The organism is Pseudomonas sp. BF-R-01 (assembly GCF_019946615.1).
GTDB lineage: Bacteria > Pseudomonadota > Gammaproteobacteria > Pseudomonadales > Pseudomonadaceae > Aquipseudomonas > Aquipseudomonas migulae.
The window spans coordinates 23880-47064 of record NZ_JAGYFX010000051.1 but is presented as its reverse complement, the minus strand read 5'-3'; the positions used below and the strand labels follow the sequence as shown (position 1 = coordinate 47064).

Sequence of the window (23185 nt, the reverse complement as noted above, 5' to 3'; positions counted from 1 at the left end):
CGATGTCGACTGATTGACCGCAATCGCCAGCAAGCCGGCTCCTACAGGTGTGTTATGCGGGCACAAAAAAAGGCGCGCCACCCGATGGGTGGCGCGCCTTTTGTGTAACGGTCGCGGGTTAGCTGCCTGCGACTGTCATCCGCTCGATCAGCACCGAACCTGTGCGAATGTTGCTGCGCAATTCCAGGTCGTTACCCACCGCAATGATCTGTTTGAACATGTCACGCATGTTGCCGGCGATGGTCACTTCCTGGACGGCGAACTGGATTTCGCCATTCTCGACCCAGTAACCCGCCGCGCCACGGGAGTAATCGCCCGTGACCATGTTCAGGCCCTGGCCCATCAGCTCGGTGACCAGCAAGCCACGGCCCATGCGACGCAGCAACGCCGCCTGATCTTCATCGCCATGGGTGACGAACAGGTTGTGCACGCCGCCGGCGTTGGCCGTGCTCGGCATGCCGAGTTTGCGACCGGAATAGGTGCCGAGGATGTAGGACACCAACTCACCTTTTTCGACGAACGGTTTGGCGTAGGTCGCCAGGCCATCGCCGTCAAACGCCGAGCTGCCCATTGCACGCATCAAATGCGGACGCTCATCGATGGTCAGCCATTCCGGGAACAGCTTCTGACCCAAGGTCCCTTCAAGGAACGACGATTTGCGATACAGACTGCCGCCGGAAATCGCCGAAAGGAAACTGCCGAACAAGCCACCGGCCAGCTCAGCGGAAAACAATACCGGTACTTCACAGGTCGGCACCGGACGCGCGCCCAGTCGGCTCGCCGCCCGCTGCGCGGCACGCTGGCCGATGCTCGCCGGGTCAGCCAGCAAGTTGCCCTGGCGATTGACGTCGTACCAGTAATCACGCTGCATCTGGCCGTCGGCTTCGGCGATCATGACGCAGCTCAAGCTATGACGAGTCGATGCATAGCCGCCGATAAAACCGTGGCTGTTGCCGTAAACGCGGCAGCCCTGATGCGTGCTGAGGGTGGTGCCGTCGGCGTTCTTGATCCGGCTGTCGGTAGCAAATGCCGCAGCTTCACAGCTCAGGGCCATCTCGATGGCTTGTTCCGGTGTGATGTCCCACTGATGGAACAGGTCGAAATCCTGCAGATCCTTGGCCATCAGCGCGGCATCCGCCAGGCCGGCGGCTTCGTCTTCGGAGGTGTGTTTAGCGATGGCCAGCGCCGCAGCGACGGTTTCACGAATCGCTTCAGGACCACTGGCCGACGTGCTGGCCGAGCCCTTGCGCTGCCCGACGTACAAGGTGATGCCAAAGCCCTGATCGCGGTTGAATTCGACGGTTTCGACCTCGCGCTGACGCACCGATGTGGACAGGCCCTGCTCCAGGGACACCGCCACTTCACAGGCACTGGCGCCCTGACGCTTGGCTTCAGCGATGATCTGCTCGACTTGTTCTTGCAGTGCCGGCAACGCTTGTGGGCCGACGCTTTCAACTGCACTCATGCTGTTCTCCACTCAAATTCTGCTTTCGGTAAAGGCCTTCGAGCGACCGGGCCGGACAAGCGGCCCCCGACTGGTTATCATGGCGGCGTTTCTTTGCGGACGGCCACCATGGTTGATTCTTACGACGACTCCCTCGATACGGGAGAAAAAAGCAAATCCCAGGTTAAACGCGAGCTGCATGCTCTGGTTGACCTCGGCGAACGCCTTACAACGCTCAAGCCTGACTTGCTGGCAAAACTCCCGTTGACCGACGCTCTGCGCCGGGCTCTGGGCGATGCGCCCAAGCACACCGCGAATATCGCGCGTAAACGGCACCTTATGTTCATCGGCAAACTGATGCGCGATCAGGACACTGACGCCATTCTGACTTTGCTCGATCAACTCGATGCCTCCACCCGGCAGTACAACGAACGTTTCCATGGCCTGGAACGCTGGCGCGATCGCTTGATCGCGGGCGACGATGCAGTCCTGGAGAAGTTCGTGCTCGACTACCCGGAGGCTGATCGTCAGCAGTTGCGCTCCCTGATCCGTCAGGCCCAGCACGAACTGGCGACCAACAAGCCACCGGCATCGAGCCGTAAAATATTCAAGTACATCCGTGAGCTGGACGAGACTCAACGCGGTCTGCGTTGAGTCTCTTCTCGGGTGAGTCGCCACGCGGCTCACCCGAAGCTCCATCCCTTACGATCCTGTACCACCCACAGTGATCGCATCGATTTTCAGCGTTGGCTGGCCGACACCCACCGGCACCGACTGCCCATCCTTGCCGCACGTGCCCACGCCGCTGTCCAGCGCCAGGTCATTACCGACCATCGACACCTTGCTCATCGCTTCAGGCCCGTTGCCGATCAACGTTGCGCCTTTGACCGGCGCTGTAATCTTGCCGTCTTCGATCAGGTACGCCTCGCTGGTGGAGAACACGAACTTGCCGCTGGTGATGTCCACCTGGCCGCCGCCAAGGTTGGCGCAGTAGATGCCGCGCTTCACCGAGGCGATGATTTCCGCCGGATCGCTTTCGCCCGCCAGCATGTAGGTATTGGTCATGCGCGGCATTGGCAGGTGCGCGTAGGACTCACGGCGACCGTTGCCGGTGCGGGCGACGCCCATCAGGCGCGCGTTGAGCTTGTCCTGCATGTAGCCTTTGAGTACGCCGTTTTCGATCAGCGTGGTGCACTCGGTCGGGGTGCCTTCGTCGTCGACGCTCAACGAACCGCGACGACCGGCCAGCGTGCCGTCATCGACGATGGTGCAGAGCTTGGACGCAACCATCTCGCCCATACGGCCACTGTAAGCGGAGCTGCCCTTGCGGTTGAAATCGCCTTCCAGACCGTGACCGACCGCTTCGTGCAGCAACACGCCGGACCAGCCCGAACCCAACACCACCGGCAACGTACCGGCCGGTGCCGGAATGGCTTCGAGGTTGACCAGCGCCTGACGCAACGCTTCACGGGCGTAGCCCATGGCGCGGTCGTCGCTGAGGAAATAACGGTAATCGGTACGCCCGCCGCCGCCATGGCCGCCGCGCTCGCGGCGACCGTTCTGCTCGACGATGACGCTGACATTGAAGCGCACCAGCGGCCGCACATCCGCCGCTAGGCTGCCGTCGGTCGAAGCGACAAGAATGCGCTCCCAGACGCCGGCCATGCTCACGGTCACTTGCTGGATACGCGGGTCGAGAGCGCGAGTCGCGACATCGATGCGTTTGAGCAGTTCGACTTTCTCGGCGCGGGTCAGCACTTCCAGCGGGTTGTCCGGCCCGTACAACTGGGCGACGTCCTGAGTGGTGAAGGCCTGCACCGTGCCATTCTGTCCGGCGCGGGAGATCGAGCGCGCAGCACGGGCCGCAGCGCCAAGGGCTTCGAGGGTAATGGCATTGCTGTAGGCAAAACCGGTTTTCTCACCCGATTGCGCGCGCACGCCAACGCCCTGGTCAAGGTTGAAACTGCCTTCCTTGACGATGCCGTCTTCCAGGGCCCAGGACTCGGAAATCTGCCCCTGGAAATACAGGTCGGCGGCATCGATGCCCGGGCCGGCCAGATCGCCGAGCACACCTTGCAGGCTTTCGATGGTAACGCCGCCGGGCGCCAGGAGGTGTTCACTGACTGAGGACAACAACTCGCTCATATGCTTTACGCCTTAAATTCATCGTTCTGAGGCAGGTCGCCGGGCGCCCTGCGAGAAAAAGCGCCGGTGACTGGACACCGGCATCCGCGCCCGGATGGACGCCTGTTCGCTGCTATCGCGTTCGGCCAGCAGCACGGCCTCGCCTTGATCCTGTTGCGCCAGCACTCGACCCCACGGGTCGACAATTGCGGCATGCCCCCAGGTTTCTCGCGGCCCCGGATGCGTTCCACCCTGGGCAGCCGCGAGCACATAACACTGGGTCTCAATGGCCCGCGCGCGAATCAGTACATCCCAATGCGCCGCACCGGTCACCGCAGTAAAGGCCGACGGCGCGGTAATCAACTCCGCCCCGGCAGCGCGTAATTCGCTGTACAGCTCCGGGAAGCGCAGGTCGTAACAGACCGTCAGGCCGACTCGACCGACGGGCGTGTCCACGACCACCACGTCACTGCCATAAGCATAGTCATCGGACTCACGATAACGCCCACGGTTGTCCGCCACGTCCACGTCGAACAAGTGCAGCTTGTCGTAGCGTGCCACCGTTTCGCCCTGATCATTGACCAGCAGCGAGCAGGCATGCACTTTCGCCGTCGGCTGATCCGCCGGCGGCAACGGCAATGTGCCGGCCACAATCCATAACTTGAGGTCGCGGGCGGTCTGTTTCAACCAGGGCAGGATCGGACCTTCGCCCAACGCTTCGGCGCGGCCGATGTCAGCGATGTCGCGTCGGCCCATGGCGGCGAAGTTTTCCGGCAGCACGGCAAGCTTTGCGCCCCCGACGGCCGCTTGTTCGAGCAGCCGACGGGCCTGGGCCAGATTGGCCAGCACGTCGCTCTGGCTGACCATTTGAATCACCGCTACAGACATGGCCTTCCCTTTACCTGGAAATCAATAGATACCCCGTAGGAGCGAGGCTTGCCCGCGAAAGCGTCGTTCCTGACACACCTCGGTGGGTCGGTTCGCGGGCAAGTCGGGTCGCCGCATCGCTCGCTCCTACAGAGATTAGCGTCGGAGCATTAGAGCCTAGGGCCATGCTACTCCATAGGCTTGGGGAGTGGCTTTTCAAAAAGGTTTGTCGAAGGTGATTTTCGGCTCTTTCCACGGGCCTTTGACGGTGTATTTCACGCTGGCGAAACGTGCCACGCGGTCACCGATCAGCTTGTCGATCAGGAACAGCGCCCCACCGATGGCCGGTGCACCGACAATCAACGCGGCAATCGGCAAGTTGTTGGTAACCGGCAAGGTCACCAGCAGTTTCGCATCGATCTGATCACCCACCAGGTCCAGCGTGCCATTGAGCTCGACATTGCTCGACGGACCGGTCAGCAGAATCGGCTCACGGGTCACGTAAACGCCGTTGGTCCCGACCAGCAAGCCTTTGACCCGGTCGTAACTCAAGCCTTTGCCAAACAGATCGGAGAAGTCCAGCCGCAAGCGCCGGCCGATGGAGTTGAAGTTGAGCAGGCCAAATACCCGCAACGCCTGAGCGCCACCCTCGACTTCAACGAACTGGCCTTTATTCAGCGACGCATCAAGCGTCCCGGAGAAGCGCTTGGTGGCCAGCCAGGCCGGTGAACCGGGCCAGCGACCGTCGACATCCATATGAAACTCTTCGCTGGTGACACTGGGCGCAAAGCCCCAGCCTTTCAGCACATCCGCCAGATTTTTGCCGCTGACCCGGCCCTTGTACCAACTGGTGGAAGCACCAGGCGCGCCTTCCCAGCCGCCGCTGCCCTGCAACAGAAGGCCCTTGAGGCCCAGATCCAGCGTATTGAGCGCGATGCCTTTGGCGGTCGGACGCACTTTCAGCGACCAGCCCCCGACCAGATCCTGCCCCTGGAACAGTTGATTGATGGTGATATCCAGCGCCGGGATCTTCGTCGGATCCACGGAGGCCAATGGATCCGGCGAATTTTCATCGGCCAAAACCGTTGGGTCCGGTGCCGGCAAACGCACGTATTGCAGATTGATCGCAATCGGTGCGCCTTTCGCATCTGGGATACCGGCGGTGCCCTTGACCTGTTGGCTGTCGAGTTGCAGGGCCCATGCACTCGGCTTCCGGTTCAACTGCACCGAGGCCTGATCAAGCGTGGTACCGATGCCGCTGAGCTTGCCAACCTTGAAATCCGCGCCGCTGAGCAACTGCTTGGCGCTGCCGCCCGGATCCTGGCCGGCATACTTGTCCACCAGATCCTTCCACGGGCCGACATCCAGCTCCGACAGCACGCCGCGCACCCGCAGGCCTTTGCCGCCTGGCAATACGGCATCGCCACCACCGAGGAACAGTTCACCGCGACCGTCGGCAAAACTGCCGGCCGGCGCTGCAAACGTGAAGCTGGCCAATTCGCCGTACTTGACCCAGTAACGCCGTTCCGGCCCTTGCAGGGTCATGCGGAACGTCGTGTCACGCCCCACATCGGCCGCCATGCCGAACGGGGCCGGCAAATCGACGGCCACACCTTTGAGGCTGGAATTGACCATCAACTGGCTGTCTGCGCCATCCAGGTTCAGTTGCAACTGATACGGGATCAAACCAGAGACCGGCAACGGCTGCGTGACACTCAGCCAGTCAGTCAGCTTTTTGACCTCGACCTGGCCGGAAGCGGTGACGCGCGTCTTGATGTCGCCTGGACTGCCATCGGCGAAAATCTGTGCGGTGACGGGTTTGTCAAAGGCACGAGCGGTGATGTTCTGCCCACTCAAACCTTTGGTGCTGTCGAAGCGGAAATCGCCCTTCAACTGAGTCAGTTCAAGGACTGGCTCGGCCAGTTTCAAGCGCGCCTTGGCGGTCTTGAAGTCGACGAGGATATTCGGCTGTTCGCCTTTGGCCAGCGGAATATCCAGTTTCAGCTTGCCCTTCAGCTCACCCTCGCCTTCCCATCCGGCGAAGGTGGCGGCGGTGCCGATCGGCGCTTCCTGGAGAATTTTCAGGCCATCGCCCAACCCGCCAGCGAAAGCGCCATCGAGCAACAGGTGAGGGTTTTGCCCGGCGGGCGCGTGGGGAATATTGACGTAAATATCGCTGACTTGTGTGTCGAGCAACTGGCCTTTGCTGGCCAGAATCCGCACGCCACTGTCTTCGATGAACACGTCGCCAGTGACCTTGCTGACATGCGGCCAACCCGGCTGGAACGCCAGCTCGGCATCGTGAACCTTGAAGAACAGGCTGATGCTGCGCGCGGTGTCGGCGGCACCATGGTTCAGCGAGCCTTGATACTGGAAGAAGCCCTGGTCCACAGCGCCCTTGAGAATCGCCGTACGCAACCATTCGTCCAGCGCCGGGCTGAGCACTTCGGGCAGGTACTTGGCGGTGTACTTGCCATCGCCCTCCACCAGGCCGACCCGCAGGTCCATGTAGTCTTCCTGGGTGTGATCGAAATGCAGGCGGATCAGGAAGTCGCCGGCAATCTTGCCCTCTTCGCCCAGCACCTTCAGGTACGGCGCGATCAGGGTGAAACCTTCTTTGTCGAGCTTCCAGGTCAAACGGGCGTTGGCCTGAATGTATTGCCATGGCTTGGCGAAAATCGGGTCCAGGTGCAGGGAAAAATCCTTGCTGTCCATGCGCAGTTCGCCGTGACCCAGATCACCGCTGATGCTGCCGCTGACATTCCGTGCTGCCGGGGCACCGTGATAGGCATCAAAGCCGACCCGGTCGAGGTTGGCGGCAAAACTGACCTTGCTGTCGTCGGTGGCGTTGGGCCGGATGTCGACCAGCACGTTACGCAAACCACCCGTCACCTTGAGCCGCTCGACGGCGGTGGCGAGGCCTTCGGGCAATGGCCCCAAGGCATTCAGCAGCGGAGTCAGCGGGGTGAGGTCGAGGCGGTCGGCTTGCAGATGCCAGAGCTCTTCGGTCGTGTCGGTGGCCAGGCTCTGTTTGAGTTGCAGGTGCGATTCCCAGCGGGTCTCACCGAAGTTCATGGACAGCGAGTCCACCGTCACCAGAAAGCCTTCGGCACTGCGCTGGAAATAACTGTTGAGCGCCAGGTTGTTGATCTGGATCGGCTTGCGCTCGGCGTAGGCGCCCTTGAGTTGCGGCGCGTTCAAGCGGATCGCGGCGCTTTGCAGAGCGCCCTTATCCCAGTTGACCCAGAGTTCGCCACCGGCCTTGATCTCGGAAAAGTTCCATTGCTGGGTCACACGCTCGGGCAGCCATTTCGACCAGTCGCTCTGCGGCAGGCTCAGGTACGCATCCGCTGCACCGTCCTGCCACTGACTGGCGCTAATGCGGGTGCGAACGCTCATGGCGACCGGCTGGCCGTCGGGCAGGGTCAGCCGTGCGTCGAGTCGCTGCCGGGAGACGCCGGTTTTCAGATTCAGGCCAACGTAGGTCAAGGTCAGCGGCGGGTGATCCAGTGGCTGCAAGGTCACTTGGCTGTCGAGCACCGACAACTGCTGGACCATCTGCATGCGATTGAGCAGTTGTTCCGGATCCAGCGGCTGATCCTGCTGCACCGGCAAGCCTTCCAGCGCCCAATGACCGTCCTCGCCTTCCTTGAGGCTGATCTTCAGACCGTTGAGTTCCAGATGAGCGATGCGCAGTTCACGGGCCGCCAGGCTGGCCCAGAGGTCCGGCACCGCGCGCACCTGATCCAGACGCAGGGCATTGGCGCCCTCGCCGACCATCACGTCGTGAGCCAGCAGAATCGGCGCGAAGCCACTCCAGTTGCCTTCCAGCTCACCTATATGCAGCGGCATGCCCAGGGCAGCGCCGGCTTTGGTTTCGACTTCGGCCCGGTACTCGGCCACCAGCGGCGCCAGCTCGCGACCGAGACTGACGTAAAGCGCCATCATCACCAAAGCCAACGCGCACAGGCCCAGACCCCAGCGGGTCAGTGCGGCCAAAATGCGTGTCAGACGGTCCATGTCAGTTGGCTCCCATGGCAAAATTACTGCAAAAAGCTGAGGCCAGCTGTTCTAGTCGGGTTGAAACACAGCGATTCAGAGCAGCACCACGTCGTATTGTTCCTGGGAATACATGGTTTCCACCTGGAACCGAATGGTGCGCCCGATAAATCCTTCCAGCTCGGCGACGTTGCCCGACTCTTCATCGAGCAAGCGGTCGACGACTTTTTGGTTCGCCAATACACGATAGCCTTCCGCTTGATAGGCGCGAGCCTCACGGAGGATTTCGCGGAAAATTTCGTAGCAGACCGTTTCCGGTGTCTTGAGCTTGCCGCGCCCCTGGCAACTGTTGCACGGCTCGCACAGTACTTGTTCGAGACTTTCGCGGGTGCGCTTGCGGGTCATCTGCACCAGGCCCAACTCGGTGATGCCGATAATGTTGGTCTTGGCGTGGTCGCGCTCCAGTTGTTTCTCCAGCGTGCGCAGCACCTGACGCTGATGCTCTTCGTCTTCCATGTCGATGAAGTCGATGATGATGATCCCGCCCAGGTTGCGCAGGCGCAGCTGGCGAGCAATGGCGGTCGCGGCTTCGAGGTTGGTCTTGAAGATGGTTTCTTCAAGGTTGCGATGACCGACGAACGCCCCGGTATTGACGTCAATGGTGCTCATGGCTTCCGCCGGGTCCACCACCAGGTAACCGCCAGACTTCAGCGGGACTTTGCGCTCGAGGGCCTTCTGGATTTCGTCTTCGACGCCGTACAGGTCGAAGATCGGCCGCTCGCCCGGATAATGCTCCAGGCGATCAGCGATTTCCGGCATCAGTTCGGCCACGAACTGCGTGGTTTTCTGGAAGGTTTCCCGGGAGTCGATGCGGATCTTCTCGATCTTCGGGCTGACCAGGTCGCGCAAAGTGCGCAATGCCAGGCCAAGGTCTTCGTAAATCACGCTCGGCGCGCTGATGGTTTTGATCTGCTCGTTGATCTGATCCCAGAGCCGGCGCAGGTAGCGGATGTCCATGAGGATCTCATCAGCCCCGGCGCCTTCGGCGGCGGTACGCAGGATGAAACCACCGGCTTCCTTGATGCCTTCCGTGGCCACGCAATCGGTGACCACTTGCTTGAGGCGCTCGCGCTCGGCTTCGTCTTCGATCTTCAGGGAAATGCCGACATGCGCGGTACGCGGCATGTACACCAGATAACGCGAAGGTATTGATAGTTGTGTGGTCAGGCGTGCGCCTTTGGAACCGATCGGGTCCTTGGTGACTTGCACGACCAGGCTTTGGCCTTCATGAACCAGGGAGCTGATGCTTTCGACCGCAGGGCCTTCGCGCAGGGAAATTTCCGAGGCATGAATGAACGCAGCGCGGTCCAGACCGATGTCGACGAACGCCGCCTGCATGCCCGGCAACACCCGCACGACTTTGCCTTTATAGATGTTGCCGACGATACCGCGTTTTTGCGTGCGTTCGACGTGGACCTCTTGCAGGACACCGTTTTCAACCACCGCCACGCGCGATTCCATCGGCGTGATGTTGATCAGGATCTCTTCACTCATGGCAGGGTCTCGTTCAGGCATGTTCACGATAATGGCCGCATCTTGTCAGTACGACGCTCAGCGCGCGTTAAGGGTTTGCCAACAGGGTATGCCGAAATGGCCAAGCAGCTCAGCGGTTTCGCACAGCGGCAGCCCGACCACCGCCGAGTAGCTGCCATTGAGCCCGGCGACAAACACCGCGCCCAGTCCTTGAATGCCATAGCCACCCGCCTTGTCCCGAGGTTCGCCGCTGGCCCAGTAGGCTGCCGCTTCATTGAGATCAATGGGGCGAAAACGCACCAGGCTGCGCACAACACGAGACTCGCAGCGCTCACCGTCAAGCACGGCAATGGCGGTCAGCACTTCATGTTCTTGTCCTGCCAACATCATAAGCATGGCGCACGCGTCGGCTTCGTCCACCGGTTTGCCGAGAATTTTGCCGTTGAGCACTACGGCGGTATCAGCGCCCAGCACGCAAAAATCGGCGTCGGACACGACCGCACCACGCCCGGCTTCAGCCTTGCCGCGCGCAAGGCGCTCGACATAGGCCGACGGCGATTCATGGTTCAAAGGGGTTTCATCGATGTCCGCGCTGATGGCGGAGAACGGCACGCCGATCTGCGTAAGCAGCTCACGCCGACGCGGCGAGCCTGAGGCGAGGAATAGCTGTTTCATCAAGACATCTCCCTTGTCATGGTGTGGGCAAATGCCTGACCGAATCAGTTAATTTTGTAACGTCGACGCAGACCGCGCAAACCGAAGCTGATCCACGGCCAGAGCAACGCGCTGACCAGTGCCGGCAAGACCAGCGCCAGCGTTGGCTGACGATTGCCGGTCAGGGCGCTGAGCCACAGCTGAACAAGCTGCGCGAGGCCGAAGATCACCAGGATCACCAGGCTCTGTTGCCACATCGGGAACATCCGCAGCCGCTGTTGCAGCGACAGCACCAGGAACGTGATGAGCGTCAGGATCAACGCATTCTGGCCCAGCAGCGTGCCGTAAAGCACATCTTCGGCCAGGCCCAGGCACCACGCGGTGACCATGCCGACTTTCTGCGGCAGGGCCAACGCCCAGAACGCCAGCAGCAAGGCGAGCCATAGCGGGCGAAGGATTTCCATGAATTGCGGCAGCGGCGAAACGCTGAGCAACATGCCGATGGCGAACGTCAGCCAGATCATCCAGCCATTTCGGGAGGCGGTAGCACCGACCATTATTCTCTTCCCCCAGTGGTAGCCGGTGCAGAGACAGGCGGTTTGGCAGCGGGCTTCACGACAGCGGGTTGTGTCGCCGGTGGTTTGGCGGCGGGTGCAGTCGCGGGCGGCTTGGCGGCGGCAGGGTGTGCGGCAGCGGGTTTGACCGGGGTTGTGGCAGCAGGCTTGGCCGGGGTCGCAGCAGGTGCAGTCGCTGGAACGGCGGCGGCAGCAGCAGGAGCAATCACCGCAGCAGGTTTCGGCACGGTGGCGGGAATGATTGGCCCGCCGCCTTGCGCATCGAGGTTTTCCTGGGCCTGAGCGGCGTCGTTTGCACGCTCTTCCGGTGTACGCGTATCGCTGAACACCAGCAACAGGTAACGGCTACGGTTCAAGGCAGCGGTCGGCACGGCGCGGACAATGGCAAATGGCTGGCCGGAATCGTGAATCACTTCCTTGACCGTCGCCACCGGGTAACCCGCCGGGAATCGCTGGCCGAGACCGGAGCTGACCAGCAAGTCGCCTTCCTTGATGTCCGCCGTGTCGGCCACGTGACGCAGTTCCAGACGCTCCGGGTTGCCGGTGCCGCTGGCAATCGCTCGCAGTCCGTTACGGTTCACTTGCACCGGGATGCTGTGGGTGGTGTCGGTGAGCAACAGCACACGGGAGGTGTACGGCATCAACTCGACCACCTGGCCCATCAGGCCACGGGCATCGAGCACCGGCTGACCGAGGACCACACCGTCGCGCTCACCTTTATTGATGATGATGCGATGGGTGAAGGGGTTGGGGTCCATGCCGATCAACTCGGCCACTTCGACCTTCTCGTTGACCAGCGCAGAGGAATTGAGCAACTCGCGCAGCCGAACGTTCTGCTCGGTGAGGGCGGCAAGCTTTTGCATGCGACCCTGCAGCAGCAGGTTTTCGGTCTTGAGTTTTTCGTTTTCGGCGACCAGCTCGGTACGGCTGCCAAACTGGCTGGCCACACCTTGCCATAGCCGCTGCGGCAGGTCGGTGATCCAGTAAGACTGCATCAGCACCAGCGACATCTGGCTACGCACTGGCTTGAGCAGTGTGAAGCGGGCATCGACCACCATCAGCGCGACCGATAGCACGACCAGCACCAACAAGCGCACGCCCAGTGAAGGCCCTTTGGTGAAAAGCGGTTTAATAAGCCGCTCCTCCCAGGCAAATGTTTTCTTTATTCATACGGCAGACCGGCCTGGATACAGACTGACAGAAGGTAAACGCAAACAGGCAGCACTGCAAAGTGCCGCCTGCGCGCTCAACAGCATAGTTGCATCGGGCGATCACTCGCTCGACAGCAGATCCATGGTGTGTTTATCCATCATTTCCAATGCGCGGCCACCGCCGCGAGCAACGCAGGTCAGCGGGTCTTCGGCAACGATCACCGGCAGACCGGTTTCCTGGGCCAGCAACTTGTCGAGGTCACGCAGCAAGGCGCCACCACCGGTCAGTACCAGGCCACGCTCGGCGATGTCGGAAGCCAGCTCCGGAGGCGATTGCTCCAGTGCGCTTTTAACAGCCTGAACGATAGTGGCCAGGGACTCTTGCAGAGCTTCCAGCACTTCATTGGAGTTCAGGGTGAATGCGCGTGGAACGCCTTCGGCCAGGTTACGGCCGCGAACGTCGACTTCGCGAACTTCGCCGCCCGGGTAGGCAGTACCGATTTCCTGTTTGATGCGCTCGGCGGTGGATTCGCCGATCAGGCTGCCGTAGTTGCGACGCACGTAGGTGATGATCGCTTCGTCGAAGCGGTCGCCGCCAACCCGTACGGATTCGGCGTAAACCACACCGTTCAGGGAGATCAGTGCGATTTCAGTGGTACCACCACCGATATCGACCACCATCGAACCGCGTGCTTCTTCAACCGGCAGGCCGGCACCGATCGCAGCCGCCATCGGCTCTTCGATCAGGAACACTTCACGTGCGCCGGCACCAAGGGCCGACTCACGGATGGCACGACGCTCAACCTGAGTGGATTTGCACGGAACGCAGATCAGCACACGAGGGCTAGGCTGCAGGAAGCTGTTTTCGTGAACCTTGTTGATAAAGTATTGCAGCATCTTTTCGCAGACGCTGAAGTCGGCAATGACGCCATCCTTCATCGGACGAATGGCGGCAATGTTGCCCGGCGTACGGCCGAGCATGCGCTTGGCCTCGGTGCCGACAGCAACGACACTTTTCTGGTTACCGTGTGTCCGAATAGCCACAACCGATGGCTCATTCAGGACGATTCCGCGCTCGCGCACGTAAATAAGGGTGTTGGCAGTGCCCAGGTCAATGGAAAGATCGCTGGAAAACATGCCACGCAGTTTCTTGAACATGGGAAAGGGACCCTAGGCAACGCGTGGGTAAAAAAGTGCGGCAAACTCTAACAACGACAGGGATTTTGGGCAAGGCGCCAATATGTTAAATTGGCCGCTTTTCTGTGCACCAACCCCCACAATCGCGGCCTTATGACCGTAGAAATGCGGTAGTGTTCCGACAATCTAACACACGGATAGCATCCGTTCTGTTTTCCTTCCACTGGAGAATCCCATGACGCTTGAACGCTCCGACGTGGAAAAAATCGCTCATTTGGCCTGTCTGGGCCTCAATGATGCCGATCTTCCACACATCACTTCGGCCCTGAACAGCATTCTGGGACTGGTCGACGAAATGCAGGCGGTCAATACCGACGGTATCGAGCCGCTCGCCCACCCACTGGAAGCCAGCCAGCGCCTGCGTGCAGACGTCGTGACCGAGACCAATCATCGCGAGGCCTATCAGTCCATCGCACCAGCGGTCGAAAACGGCCTGTACCTGGTTCCGAAAGTCATCGACTAAAGGGAAAGAGCCTGCAATGCATCAATTGACTCTGGCCGAGATCGCCCGCGGACTCGCCGATAAAAAGTTTTCTTCCGAAGAGCTGACCAAAGTCCTGCTGGCGCGCATCGCCCAGCTCGATCCACAGCTCAACAGTTTCATCAGCCTCACCGAAGACCTGGCGCTCCAGCAGGCGAAAGCCGCTGACGCACGCCGTGCCAATGGTGAGAGCGGCGCCCTGCTCGGAGCGCCGATCGCCCATAAAGACCTGTTCTGCACCCAGGGCGTGCGCACCAGCTGCGGCTCGAAGATGCTCGACAACTTCAAGGCACCGTACGACGCCACCGTCGTCGCCAAACTGGCAGCCGCCGGCGCGGTGACCCTGGGCAAGACCAACATGGACGAATTCGCCATGGGTTCGGCCAACGAGTCGAGCTACTACGGCGCGGTGAAAAACCCGTGGAACCTGGAACACGTGCCGGGCGGTTCGTCCGGTGGTTCGGCGGCGGCCGTTGCCGCTCGTCTGTTGCCAGCCGCGACCGCCACCGACACCGGCGGCTCGATCCGCCAGCCGGCCGCGTTCACCAACCTCACCGGCCTGAAACCGACCTACGGTCGCGTTTCGCGCTGGGGCATGATCGCTTACGCGTCCAGCCTCGATCAGGGCGGCCCGCTGGCGCGCACTGCCGAAGACTGCGCGATCCTGCTGCAAGGCATGGCCGGTTTCGACAGCAATGACTCCACCAGCATCGACGAGCCCGTGCCGGATTACAGCGCCAGCCTCAACGATTCGCTGAAAGGCCTGCGCATCGGTGTGCCGAAGGAATACTTCAGCGCCGGTCTCGACCCGCGTATCGCCGAGCTGATCCAGAACAGCATCAAGGAGCTGGAAAAGCTCGGTGCCGTGATCAAGGAAATCAGCCTGCCGAACATGCAGCACGCGATTCCTGCGTACTACGTGATCGCCCCGGCAGAAGCGTCTTCCAACCTGTCGCGTTTCGACGGCGTGCGTTTCGGCTATCGCTGCGAAGACCCGAAAAACCTGGAAGACCTGTACAAGCGTTCCCGTGGCGAAGGTTTCGGTGCAGAAGTGCAGCGCCGGATCATGGTCGGCGCCTACGCGCTGTCGGCCGGTTACTACGACGCCTACTACCTGAAGGCGCAGAAGATTCGTCGCCTGGTGAAGAACGACTTCATGGCGGCTTTCAATGAAGTCGACATCATCCTCGGCCCAACCACGCCGAACCCGGCCTGGAAGCTTGGCGCCAAGAGCAGCGACCCGGTCGCTGCCTATCTGGAAGACGTCTACACCATCACCGCCAACCTCGCCGGCCTGCCGGGCTTGTCCATGCCCGCCGGTTTCGTCGATGGCCTGCCGGTCGGCGTGCAACTGCTCGCCCCGTATTTCCAGGAAGGTCGCCTGTTGAACGTTGCCCATCAGTATCAGTTGAACACTGACTGGCACACCCGCACCCCAACCGGCTTCTGAGGAGAAACACATGCAATGGGAAGTCGTGATCGGGCTGGAGATTCATACCCAGCTCACCACCCGGTCGAAAATCTTTTCCGGTAGCTCCACCACTTTCGGTTCCGAGCCGAACACCCAGGCCAGCCTGGTTGACCTCGGCATGCCTGGCGTCTTGCCAGTGCTGAACCAGGAAGCGGTGCGCATGGCCGTGATGTTCGGCCTCGCTATCGATGCCGAGATCGGCCAGCACAACGTGTTCGCCCGTAAAAACTATTTCTACCCGGACCTGCCCAAGGGCTACCAGATCAGCCAGATGGAATTGCCGATTGTCGGCAAGGGCCACCTGGACATCGCCCTTGAAGACGGTACAGTCAAACGCGTTGGCATCACCCGCGCGCACCTGGAAGAAGACGCCGGTAAAAGCCTGCACGAAGAGTTCAACGGTGCCACCGGCATCGACCTGAACCGCGCCGGCACGCCGCTGCTGGAAATCGTTTCCGAGCCGGACATGCGCAGCGCCAAGGAAGCCGTGGCTTACGTCAAGGCTGTCCACGCGCTGGTACGCTACCTGGGCATCTGTGACGGCAACATGGCCGAAGGTTCGCTGCGTTGCGACTGCAACGTATCGATCCGTCCGAAAGGCCAGGCTGAGTTCGGCACGCGTTGCGAGATCAAGAACGTCAACTCGTTCCGCTTCATCGAGAAGGCGATCAACACCGAAGTGCAGCGTCAGATCGAACTGATCGAAGACGGCGGCAAGGTGATCCAGCAGACTCGCCTGTACGACCCGAACAAGGACGAAACCCGTCCGATGCGCAGCAAAGAGGAAGCCAACGACTACCGTTACTTCCCCGATCCGGACCTGCTGCCGGTGGTCATCGAGAACTCGTTCCTCGACGACGTGCGCGCCACCCTGCCGGAATTGCCACCGCAGAAACGCGAGCGCTTCCAGGAGCAGTTCGGTCTGTCGGTCTACGACGCCAGCGTCCTGGCCACCAGCCGTGAGCAAGCCGATTACTTCGAGAAAGTCGCGAGCATTGGCGGCGACGCCAAACTGGCGGCCAACTGGGTCATGGTTGAACTGGGCAGCCTGTTGAACAAACAAGGCCTGGACATCGATCAGTCGCCGGTTTCGGCCGAGCAACTGGGCGGCATGCTGCTGCGCATCAAGGACAACACCATCTCCGGCAAGATCGCCAAAGTGGTGTTTGAAGCGATGGCCAATGGCGAAGGCAGCGCAGACGAGATCATCGACAAGCGCGGCTTGAAGCAAGTGACCGACACCGGCGCGATCTCGGCGGTGCTGGACGAAATGCTCGCGGCCAACGCCGAGCAGGTCGAACAATACCGCGCGGCAGACGAAGCCAAACGCGGCAAGATGTTCGGCTTCTTCGTCGGCCAGGCCATGAAAGCCTCCAAAGGCAAGGCCAACCCGCAACAGGTCAACGAACTGCTGAAAAGCAAGCTCGAAGGCTGATGAGCATGGAGCCAGTATTCAAGCCTGGCTCTACCCCCTGTGGGAGCGAGCCTGCTCGCGATGGTGTGTCAGTCGGCATCAATGTAGCTGACACACCATCGCGAGCAGGTCGAATCGTCGCACCGTCGCCCCCACATTTGCTTGTGGAAACCATTGAATGAAGCGTCTACTTGCCGCCTGCGCCCTGCTCTCGCTGCTGGCCGGTTGCGCCAGCACCGATGCCGTCGATCCTCACGGTTACGACCAGACAGGCGTGGCGTCCTACTACGGCGCCAAACACCAGGGCAAACGCACCGCCAGTGGTGAACGTTTCGACAAAAATTCCATGACCGCTGCCCACCGCCAACTACCCTTTGGTACGCGGGTGAAGGTCACCAATCTGAAAAACGACAAATCCTGCGTGGTCCGTATCAATGATCGCGGGCCGCACACTCGCGGGCGCCTGATCGACTTGTCTCACGAAGCCGCCGAGCAACTGGGCATGATCAAAAGCGGCACCGCACGGGTTCGCGTGCAAGCCCTCGACTGACTCACGGAGCCCCGACCATTTTCGGACTTGCCGACTTACCCCTGCTCAGCGTGATTGAACTGCTCAGCGGCCTGGTTCTACTGATCGCCGGCGCCGAACTGATGGTGCGCGCCGCCGTGCGCGTGGCTGCGCGGCTGCACGTTCGACCGTTGATCATCGGCCTGACCATCGTCGCCCTCGGCAGCAGCGCACCGCAGATGGCCGTCAGCCTGCAAGCCACGCTGGCGCAGAACGCCGACATCGCCGTCGGCAGCGTGATCGGCAGCAGCATCTTCAACATCCTCGTCACCCTCGGGCTTTCGGCGCTGATCATCCCGCTGCGGGTCTCGCGGCAACTGGTGCGCCTGGATATTCCACTGATGATCGGCGCCAGCCTGCTGGTGTTCGTCCTGGCATGGAATGAAGAACTGACCCGGGTCGACGGCGTCCTGCTATTGGCGGCGCTGATGGTGTATCTGGGCCTGCTGCTGCGCCAGTCGCGGCATTCGGCGCGCCCACAAACGAGCCCGCATGAAGGCCCTGAAGTTCCGTGGTTCAGCAGCCTGCTGATGATCGTCGCGGGCCTGGCGATGCTGATCTACGCCGGGCATTTGCTGCTGGGCGCCGCGGTGTCGGTCGCCACGGATCTGGGGCTGTCGGAACGGATCATCGGCCTGACCATCGTCGCCGTCAGCACCTCCCTGCCGGAACTGGCGACCTCGTTGATCGCGGCATTGCGCGGCCAGCGCGACATCGCCGTAGGCAACGTGATCGGCAGCAACCTGTTCAACCTGTTGGGCGTGCTGGGCGTTACCGCACTGATCGCGCCGTCGCCGCTGTCAGTCTCGCCCAACGCGCTGGATTTCGACTTGCCGGTGATGCTCGGCGTCGCGGCGCTGTGCCTGCCGGTGTTCTATTCCGGCTACCGGGTGACCCGCGCCGAAGGCCTGCTGTTTTTGGGTTTGTACCTGGCTTACGGTCTGCACGTGGTGTCGTTCACCACCGGCATGCCGCTGGCCGGCAAGCTTGAACACCTGATGCTGTTTTTCGTCCTGCCGGCGCTGTTGGCGTTTTTGCTGTTCACGTCGCTGCGCGCCTGGCGTCGCCAACACCACAAGAAGGAATTGCCATGACCGACAATAAAAAAACCGGCGTTGAAGTCCGCCGCCAAGTGATGGGCGACGCGTTCGTCGATCGAGCATTGGGCAATGCCACCGAGTTCACCCAGCCGTTGCAGGATTTCGTCAATGAACACGCCTGGGGCAGTGTGTGGAGTCGCGAAGGGTTGCCGCTGAAAACCCGCAGCCTGATCACCCTCGCCGCGCTGACCGCGTTGAAGTGCCCGCAGGAATTGAAAGGCCACGTGCGCGGCGCGCTGAACAATGGCTGCACCGTGGAAGAGATTCGCGAGGCACTGCTGCATTGCGCGGTGTATGCCGGTGTGCCGGCGGCGATCGATGCGTTTCGGGCGGCGCAGGAAGTGATCGATAGCTATCAGAAGCCGGAGTAAGCAGGTCCGCAGCTTTCGCGGGCAAGCCTCGCTCCTACACGTTCGATGACCTTCTGTAGGAGCGAGGCTCGCCCGCGAATGGATCTAAAGCGCACAGAGAATCTGAAGCTAGATCCACCCACCCCACTGCAACAAAAAGATCCCGATATTGGTGGTCACCGCCGCCATCAGCGTGGTGATCACAATGATCGCCGCCGCCAGTTCATGATTGCCATCGGCCTGACGCGCCATGACAAAACTGGCCGCCGCGGTCGGGCTGCCGAAGTACAGGAACAGAATCCCCAACTCCGCCCCGCGAAAACCCCAGAGCCATGCGCCCAGAGTCGCCAGCACCGGCAGGCCGATCATCTTCACCAGGCTGGAGCTGAGCGCCATGTTGCCGCTTTTGCGCATCGCCGCCAGCGACAGCGTGCCGCCGATGCAGATCAACGCCAAGGGCAACGTGGTTTGCGCCAGGTACTGCCCGGACTTCTCCAGCCAGCCCGGCAAGGCAATATTGAAATACGCAAACGGCGCCGCCGCAAACACGCTGATGATCAACGGGTTGTTCATCACGCTTTTGCAGATACTCCACGGGTCGGACTTGATCACCGGGCTGTACACCGCCAGCACAATGGTCGACAGCGTGTTGTAAAACAGGATCACCAGTGCCGCGAGAATCGCGCCGAGGGAAATTCCGTAATCACCGTACATGCTCGCTGCCAGCGCGAGGCCGATAACGCCGTTGTTGCCGCGAAACGCACCCTGGGTGTAAATCCCGCGGTCTTCACGCGGGCACTTCCAGATCGCCCAGCCCCAGGCGATGGCGAAGCTGACCAGCGTGGCAATCGAAAAATAGATCAGCAGCGACGGTTGCAGCGCGGCGTGCAAGTCGGCATGCAGGATGCCCAGAAACAGCAACGCCGGCATGGTGACGTTGAACACCAGAGCCGACGCAGTGTGGATGAAATTGTCGTTGATCCAGTTGATGCGCTTGAGCAGCACGCCCAGAAACAGCATGGCAAACACCGGCGCGGTGATGTTCAGGGTTTCGAGGAAGATAGCCAGCATGCCGGGGGTCACCTTGGGTGGGCGTCGTTAGGGGGCTAATGATAAGCCACCCAGGGCGTTGGCGTCTGGTGGAAAGCCTTCGCGGGCAAGCCTCGCTCCTACAGGAAATCACCGGACCTGTAGGAGCGAGGCTTGCCCGCGAAGAACGATGACGCGGTCTTACGTGATCGGCGCCGGGTTGAACAGGGTAATGTCGTTATGCAGCTTGTGCCGCTCCGACCATGTCTGTTTCTTCCCGCTGGCCACGTCCAGGTAGTAGTGAAACAACTCCCACCCGAGATCCTCGATCGAGGCTCGTCCGGTCGCAATCCGCCCGGCATCGATGTCGATCAGGTCCGGCCAGCGCTGCGCCAGTTCGGTCCGGGTCGACACCTTCACCACTGGCGCCATCGCCAGGCCATACGGCGTGCCACGCCCGGTGGTGAACACGTGCAGGTTCATCCCGGCCGCCAGTTGCAACGTCCCGCAGACAAAATCGCTGGCCGGGGTCGCGCAGAAAATCAGGCCTTTTCGCTTGAAGCGCTCGCCAGGACCCAGCACGCCGTTGATCGCGCTGCTGCCGGATTTGACGATCGACCCAAGGGACTTCTCGACAATGTTCGACAACCCGCCCTTCTTGTTGCCCGGCGTGGTGTTGGCGCTGCGATCCGCTTCACCCTTGGCCAGGTAACGGTCGTACCAGTCCATTTCCCGCACCAGTTCCTGAGCGACTTCCTCGGTTTCGGCGCGGGACGTCAGCAGGTAAATCGCGTCGCGCACTTCGGTGACTTCGGAAAACATCACCGTCGCACCGGCGCGCAGCAACAGGTCAGAGGCGTAACCCAGCGCCGGGTTGGCGGTGATGCCGGAGAACGCATCGCTGCCACCACACTGCATGCCGAGAATCAGTTCGGACGCCGGCACGGTTTCCCGGCGACGTTGATCGAGCTTCTTCAAACGGGTCTCGGCCAGGGCCATGATCTGCTCGATCATTTCGGTGAAACCGTGACTCGAATCCTGCAAGCGATACAGCCACGGATCGCTCAAATCCACCGAGCTGTCGTTCTCGTGCATCACCTGCCCGGCCTGCAATTTCTCGCAGCCCAGACTGATCACCAGCGCTTCGCCACCCAGGTTCGGGTTGCGCGCCAGGTTACGCACGGTGCGGATCGGGATGTACGCATCCGTCGCGGTGATTGCCACGCCGCAGCCGTAGCTGTGAGTCAACGCGACCACGTCATCGACGTTCGGGTACTTGGGCAGCAACTCGTCCTTGATGCGCTTGACCGCATGATCCAGAACGCCGGTGACACACTGCACCGTGGTGGTAATCCCGAGAATGTTGCGCGTGCCGACGGTGCCGTCGGCGTTGCGATAACCCTCGAACGTAAAGCCTTCCAGCGGTGCCTGCGCCGCCGGCACTTCGGTGGATAGCGGCAAGCTGTCCAGCGGTGGCGCGGTGGGCATGCGCAGTTGATCTTCCTTGACCCAACTGCCGCGCGGAATTGGCTGCAACGCGTAGCCAATGGTCTGGCCGTAACGAATCACCTGGCCGCCCTCGGGAATGTCCTCGAGGGTGACCTTGTGGCTCTGCGGCACGAAGTCCACGGTGACCAGGCCATCGGGAAACACGGTGCCCGCCGGCACGCCCTGATCGTTGACCACGATCACGACGTTGTCTCGCTCGTGCAGGCGGATGTAGCGCGGCGAGTCGGAATGTTCAATCAACTGCATGACGCCGCTCCTCAGGAATGCGCTTGTGACAATTTGTTGTTTGTTTCAGGGCCGCTGACCGGTGGCTCTTTAAGCACCACACGTTTGATCGGACCAACGATCACCAAGTAGCTGAACACTGCAACCAGTGCGTTGCAACCGACAAACACCAGCGCCCACTTGAACGAACCGGTGGAGCTGATGATGTAGCCGATGACGATCGGCGTGGTAATCGACGCGATGTTGCCGAAGGTGTTGAACAGGCCACCGCTGAGACCGGCGATCTGTTTCGGCGAGGTATCGGACACCACGGCCCAACCCAGCGCACCCACGCCTTTGCCGAAGAAAGCCAAGGCCATGAAGCCGACGACCATCCATTCAACATCGACATAGTTGCAAGCCACGATGCTGCTGGAAACCAGCAAGCCCGCGATGATCGGCGCCTTGCGGGCGAAGGTCAGGGAATGGCCCTTACGCAGCAGGTAGTCGGAAATCACCCCGCCGAGCACACCACCGATGAAGCCGCAGATCGCCGGCAACGAGGCGATGAAACCGGCCTTGAGGATGGTCATGCCACGTTCTTGCACCAGGTACACCGGGAACCAGGTCAGGAAGAAGTAAGTGATGCCGTTGATGCAGTATTGGCCCAGGTACACGCCGAGCATCATGCGGTTGGTCAGCAACTGGCGGATGTAGTCCCACTTCGGACCGTCGCTTTTTTTGCCTTTGCCTTTGTCCTGGTCCATATCGACCATGCCGCCGTTGTCGGCGATGTGCTTGAACTCGGCGTCGTTGATCATCGGGTGCTGGCGTGGGCTGTAGATCACCTTCAGCCAGATGCCCGAGAAGATGATGCCGATCACGCCCATCACGATAAACACGTGCTGCCAGCCGAAGCTGTAGACGATCCAGCCCATCAGCGGCGCGAACAACACGGTGGCAAAGTATTGCGCCGAGTTGAAGATCGCCGAGGCGGTGCCGCGTTCAGCGGTCGGGAACCAGGCGGCCACGATGCGTGCGTTACCGGGGAAGGACGGCGCTTCGGCCAGGCCCACCAGGAAGCGCAGCATGAACAGCGCAACCACTGCCGTGGACATGCCGAACTCGCCGACATAGCCCTGCAGCACGGTGAACAATGACCAGGTGAAAATGCTCAGCGCATAGATTTTTTTCGAGCCGAAACGGTCCAGCAGCCAGCCACCGGGAATTTGCCCGGCCACGTAGGCCCAACCGAATGCGGAGAAGATGTAACCGAGGGTGACCGCGTCGATGCCGAGGTCTTTTTGCAGGCTGGAGCCGGCGATTGCGATGGTTGCCCGGTCGGCGTAGTTGATCGTGGTCACCAGAAAAAGCATGAGCAAAATCAAATAGCGGACGTGGGTCGGCTTGGTCGCTTGCATGTAGATGTACTCCCACTGATTATTTTTATGCGGGTAATAACGATGTTCTGTAGGAGCCGGCTTGCTGGCGATGCAGGCACCTCGGTGTGTCATT

At 61.1% G+C, this 23185-nt stretch carries 19 protein-coding genes; 7 read left to right on the top strand and 12 right to left on the bottom strand.

The features are described 5' to 3' along the window. Positions 1 to 118 precede the first annotated feature (118 nt). A complete protein-coding gene (pmbA, locus tag KGB27_RS19130; RefSeq protein WP_207285276.1) occupies positions 119 to 1465 on the bottom strand; it encodes a metalloprotease PmbA in 1347 nt (448 codons plus the stop codon). A 108-nt stretch (positions 1466 to 1573) separates the two neighbouring features. Between pmbA and yjgA the strand changes: the two genes are divergently transcribed. Beyond that, the gene (yjgA, locus tag KGB27_RS19125; RefSeq protein WP_008026892.1) at positions 1574 to 2098 is read left to right on the top strand and encodes a ribosome biogenesis factor YjgA; all 525 of its coding nucleotides are present in this window, start codon (positions 1574 to 1576) and stop codon (positions 2096 to 2098) included. A gap of 48 nt (positions 2099 to 2146) precedes the next feature. Here yjgA and tldD read toward each other — a convergent pair whose 3' ends face one another. The 8 genes from tldD to mreB form a co-directional block, all read right to left on the bottom strand. Beyond that, positions 2147 to 3589 carry a metalloprotease TldD gene (gene tldD, locus KGB27_RS19120; protein WP_207285277.1) on the bottom strand — a complete coding sequence of 481 codons (1443 nt, stop codon included), beginning with the start codon at positions 3587 to 3589 and terminating at the stop codon, positions 2147 to 2149. Positions 3590 to 3607: 18 nt separating this feature from the next. After that, positions 3608 to 4456, bottom strand: coding sequence for a carbon-nitrogen hydrolase family protein (locus KGB27_RS19115; RefSeq protein ID WP_192227728.1), 849 nt, complete (start codon positions 4454 to 4456; stop codon positions 3608 to 3610). Between the two features lie 195 nt (positions 4457 to 4651). Further along, complete coding sequence (locus tag KGB27_RS19110) at positions 4652 to 8455, bottom strand: YhdP family protein (RefSeq protein WP_008037404.1); 3804 nt, start codon at positions 8453 to 8455, stop codon at positions 4652 to 4654. A 75-nt stretch (positions 8456 to 8530) separates the two neighbouring features. Next, a complete protein-coding gene (rng, locus tag KGB27_RS19105; RefSeq protein WP_008026884.1) occupies positions 8531 to 9988 on the bottom strand; it encodes a ribonuclease G in 1458 nt (485 codons plus the stop codon). 57 nt (positions 9989 to 10045) lie between these two features. Beyond that, the gene (locus tag KGB27_RS19100; RefSeq protein ID WP_008037408.1) at positions 10046 to 10642 is read right to left on the bottom strand and encodes a Maf family protein; all 597 of its coding nucleotides are present in this window, start codon (positions 10640 to 10642) and stop codon (positions 10046 to 10048) included. Between the two features lie 44 nt (positions 10643 to 10686). Then, positions 10687 to 11178 (bottom strand): rod shape-determining protein MreD, encoded by a 492-nt coding sequence (gene mreD / locus KGB27_RS19095; RefSeq protein ID WP_008037410.1) that lies wholly within the window; start codon positions 11176 to 11178, stop codon positions 10687 to 10689. After that, a complete protein-coding gene (mreC, locus tag KGB27_RS19090) occupies positions 11178 to 12329 on the bottom strand; it encodes a rod shape-determining protein MreC (RefSeq protein ID WP_081500181.1) in 1152 nt (383 codons plus the stop codon). The genes mreD and mreC overlap by 1 nt, the downstream gene beginning before the upstream one ends. A 138-nt stretch (positions 12330 to 12467) precedes the next feature. Then, entirely contained in the window at positions 12468 to 13505 is a 1038-nt protein-coding gene (gene mreB, locus KGB27_RS19085) for a rod shape-determining protein MreB (RefSeq protein ID WP_002555108.1), read from the bottom strand. A gap of 214 nt (positions 13506 to 13719) precedes the next feature. Between mreB and gatC the strand changes: the two genes are divergently transcribed. The 6 genes from gatC (at position 13720) to KGB27_RS19055 (ending at position 18949) form a co-directional block, all read left to right on the top strand. Continuing rightward, positions 13720 to 14007, top strand: a complete 288-nt coding sequence (gene gatC, locus KGB27_RS19080; protein WP_008026876.1) for an Asp-tRNA(Asn)/Glu-tRNA(Gln) amidotransferase subunit GatC — start codon at positions 13720 to 13722, stop codon at positions 14005 to 14007. Between the two features lie 16 nt (positions 14008 to 14023). After that, a complete protein-coding gene (gatA, locus tag KGB27_RS19075) occupies positions 14024 to 15475 on the top strand; it encodes an Asp-tRNA(Asn)/Glu-tRNA(Gln) amidotransferase subunit GatA (protein WP_008026874.1) in 1452 nt (483 codons plus the stop codon). A gap of 10 nt (positions 15476 to 15485) precedes the next feature. Next, positions 15486 to 16931: an Asp-tRNA(Asn)/Glu-tRNA(Gln) amidotransferase subunit GatB gene (gatB, locus tag KGB27_RS19070; RefSeq protein WP_008026871.1), complete on the top strand. Its 1446-nt coding sequence runs from the start codon at positions 15486 to 15488 to the stop codon at positions 16929 to 16931. 157 nt (positions 16932 to 17088) lie between these two features. Further along, positions 17089 to 17460, top strand: coding sequence for a septal ring lytic transglycosylase RlpA family protein (locus tag KGB27_RS19065; RefSeq protein ID WP_223555771.1), 372 nt, complete (start codon positions 17089 to 17091; stop codon positions 17458 to 17460). Positions 17461 to 17510: 50 nt separating this feature from the next. Further along, on the top strand, positions 17511 to 18572 hold the full coding sequence (locus KGB27_RS19060; RefSeq protein ID WP_008037426.1) for a calcium/sodium antiporter: 1062 nt from the start codon (positions 17511 to 17513) through the stop codon (positions 18570 to 18572). Beyond that, positions 18569 to 18949, top strand: a complete 381-nt coding sequence (locus KGB27_RS19055) for a carboxymuconolactone decarboxylase family protein (RefSeq protein WP_008026864.1) — start codon at positions 18569 to 18571, stop codon at positions 18947 to 18949. The genes KGB27_RS19060 and KGB27_RS19055 overlap by 4 nt, the downstream gene beginning before the upstream one ends. Positions 18950 to 19057: 108 nt before the next feature. On the opposite strand, the gene KGB27_RS19050 is transcribed toward KGB27_RS19055, so the two are convergent. From KGB27_RS19050 to KGB27_RS19040, 3 genes are all read right to left on the bottom strand, one after another. After that, positions 19058 to 19999, bottom strand: a complete 942-nt coding sequence (locus tag KGB27_RS19050; protein WP_008026863.1) for an AEC family transporter — start codon at positions 19997 to 19999, stop codon at positions 19058 to 19060. A gap of 159 nt (positions 20000 to 20158) precedes the next feature. Beyond that, positions 20159 to 21712 carry a galactarate dehydratase gene (garD, locus tag KGB27_RS19045; protein WP_223555767.1) on the bottom strand — a complete coding sequence of 518 codons (1554 nt, stop codon included), beginning with the start codon at positions 21710 to 21712 and terminating at the stop codon, positions 20159 to 20161. A gap of 11 nt (positions 21713 to 21723) precedes the next feature. Next, the gene (locus tag KGB27_RS19040; protein ID WP_008026859.1) at positions 21724 to 23091 is read right to left on the bottom strand and encodes an MFS transporter; all 1368 of its coding nucleotides are present in this window, start codon (positions 23089 to 23091) and stop codon (positions 21724 to 21726) included. Between the last annotated feature and the right edge of the window lie 94 nt (positions 23092 to 23185).

Excerpts from the sequence above, each read along its gene's own strand:
- pmbA (WP_207285276.1), bottom strand. The coding sequence starts at position 1,465 with ATGAGTGCAGTTGAAAGCGTCGGCCCACAAGCGTTGCCGGCACTGCAA.
- yjgA (WP_008026892.1), top strand. The coding sequence starts at position 1,574 with ATGGTTGATTCTTACGACGACTCCCTCGATACGGGAGAAAAAAGCAAA.
- tldD (WP_207285277.1), bottom strand. The coding sequence starts at position 3,589 with ATGAGCGAGTTGTTGTCCTCAGTCAGTGAACACCTCCTGGCGCCCGGC.
- KGB27_RS19115 (WP_192227728.1), bottom strand. The coding sequence starts at position 4,456 with ATGTCTGTAGCGGTGATTCAAATGGTCAGCCAGAGCGACGTGCTGGCC.
- KGB27_RS19110 (WP_008037404.1), bottom strand. The coding sequence starts at position 8,455 with ATGGACCGTCTGACACGCATTTTGGCCGCACTGACCCGCTGGGGTCTG.
- rng (WP_008026884.1), bottom strand. The coding sequence starts at position 9,988 with ATGAGTGAAGAGATCCTGATCAACATCACGCCGATGGAATCGCGCGTG.
- KGB27_RS19100 (WP_008037408.1), bottom strand. The coding sequence starts at position 10,642 with ATGAAACAGCTATTCCTCGCCTCAGGCTCGCCGCGTCGGCGTGAGCTG.
- mreD (WP_008037410.1), bottom strand. The coding sequence starts at position 11,178 with ATGGTCGGTGCTACCGCCTCCCGAAATGGCTGGATGATCTGGCTGACG.
- mreB (WP_002555108.1), bottom strand. The coding sequence starts at position 13,505 with ATGTTCAAGAAACTGCGTGGCATGTTTTCCAGCGATCTTTCCATTGAC.
- gatC (WP_008026876.1), top strand. The coding sequence starts at position 13,720 with ATGACGCTTGAACGCTCCGACGTGGAAAAAATCGCTCATTTGGCCTGT.
- gatA (WP_008026874.1), top strand. The coding sequence starts at position 14,024 with ATGCATCAATTGACTCTGGCCGAGATCGCCCGCGGACTCGCCGATAAA.
- gatB (WP_008026871.1), top strand. The coding sequence starts at position 15,486 with ATGCAATGGGAAGTCGTGATCGGGCTGGAGATTCATACCCAGCTCACC.
- KGB27_RS19065 (WP_223555771.1), top strand. The coding sequence starts at position 17,089 with ATGAAGCGTCTACTTGCCGCCTGCGCCCTGCTCTCGCTGCTGGCCGGT.
- KGB27_RS19055 (WP_008026864.1), top strand. The coding sequence starts at position 18,569 with ATGACCGACAATAAAAAAACCGGCGTTGAAGTCCGCCGCCAAGTGATG.
- KGB27_RS19050 (WP_008026863.1), bottom strand. The coding sequence starts at position 19,999 with ATGCTGGCTATCTTCCTCGAAACCCTGAACATCACCGCGCCGGTGTTT.
- garD (WP_223555767.1), bottom strand. The coding sequence starts at position 21,712 with ATGCAGTTGATTGAACATTCCGACTCGCCGCGCTACATCCGCCTGCAC.
- KGB27_RS19040 (WP_008026859.1), bottom strand. The coding sequence starts at position 23,091 with ATGCAAGCGACCAAGCCGACCCACGTCCGCTATTTGATTTTGCTCATG.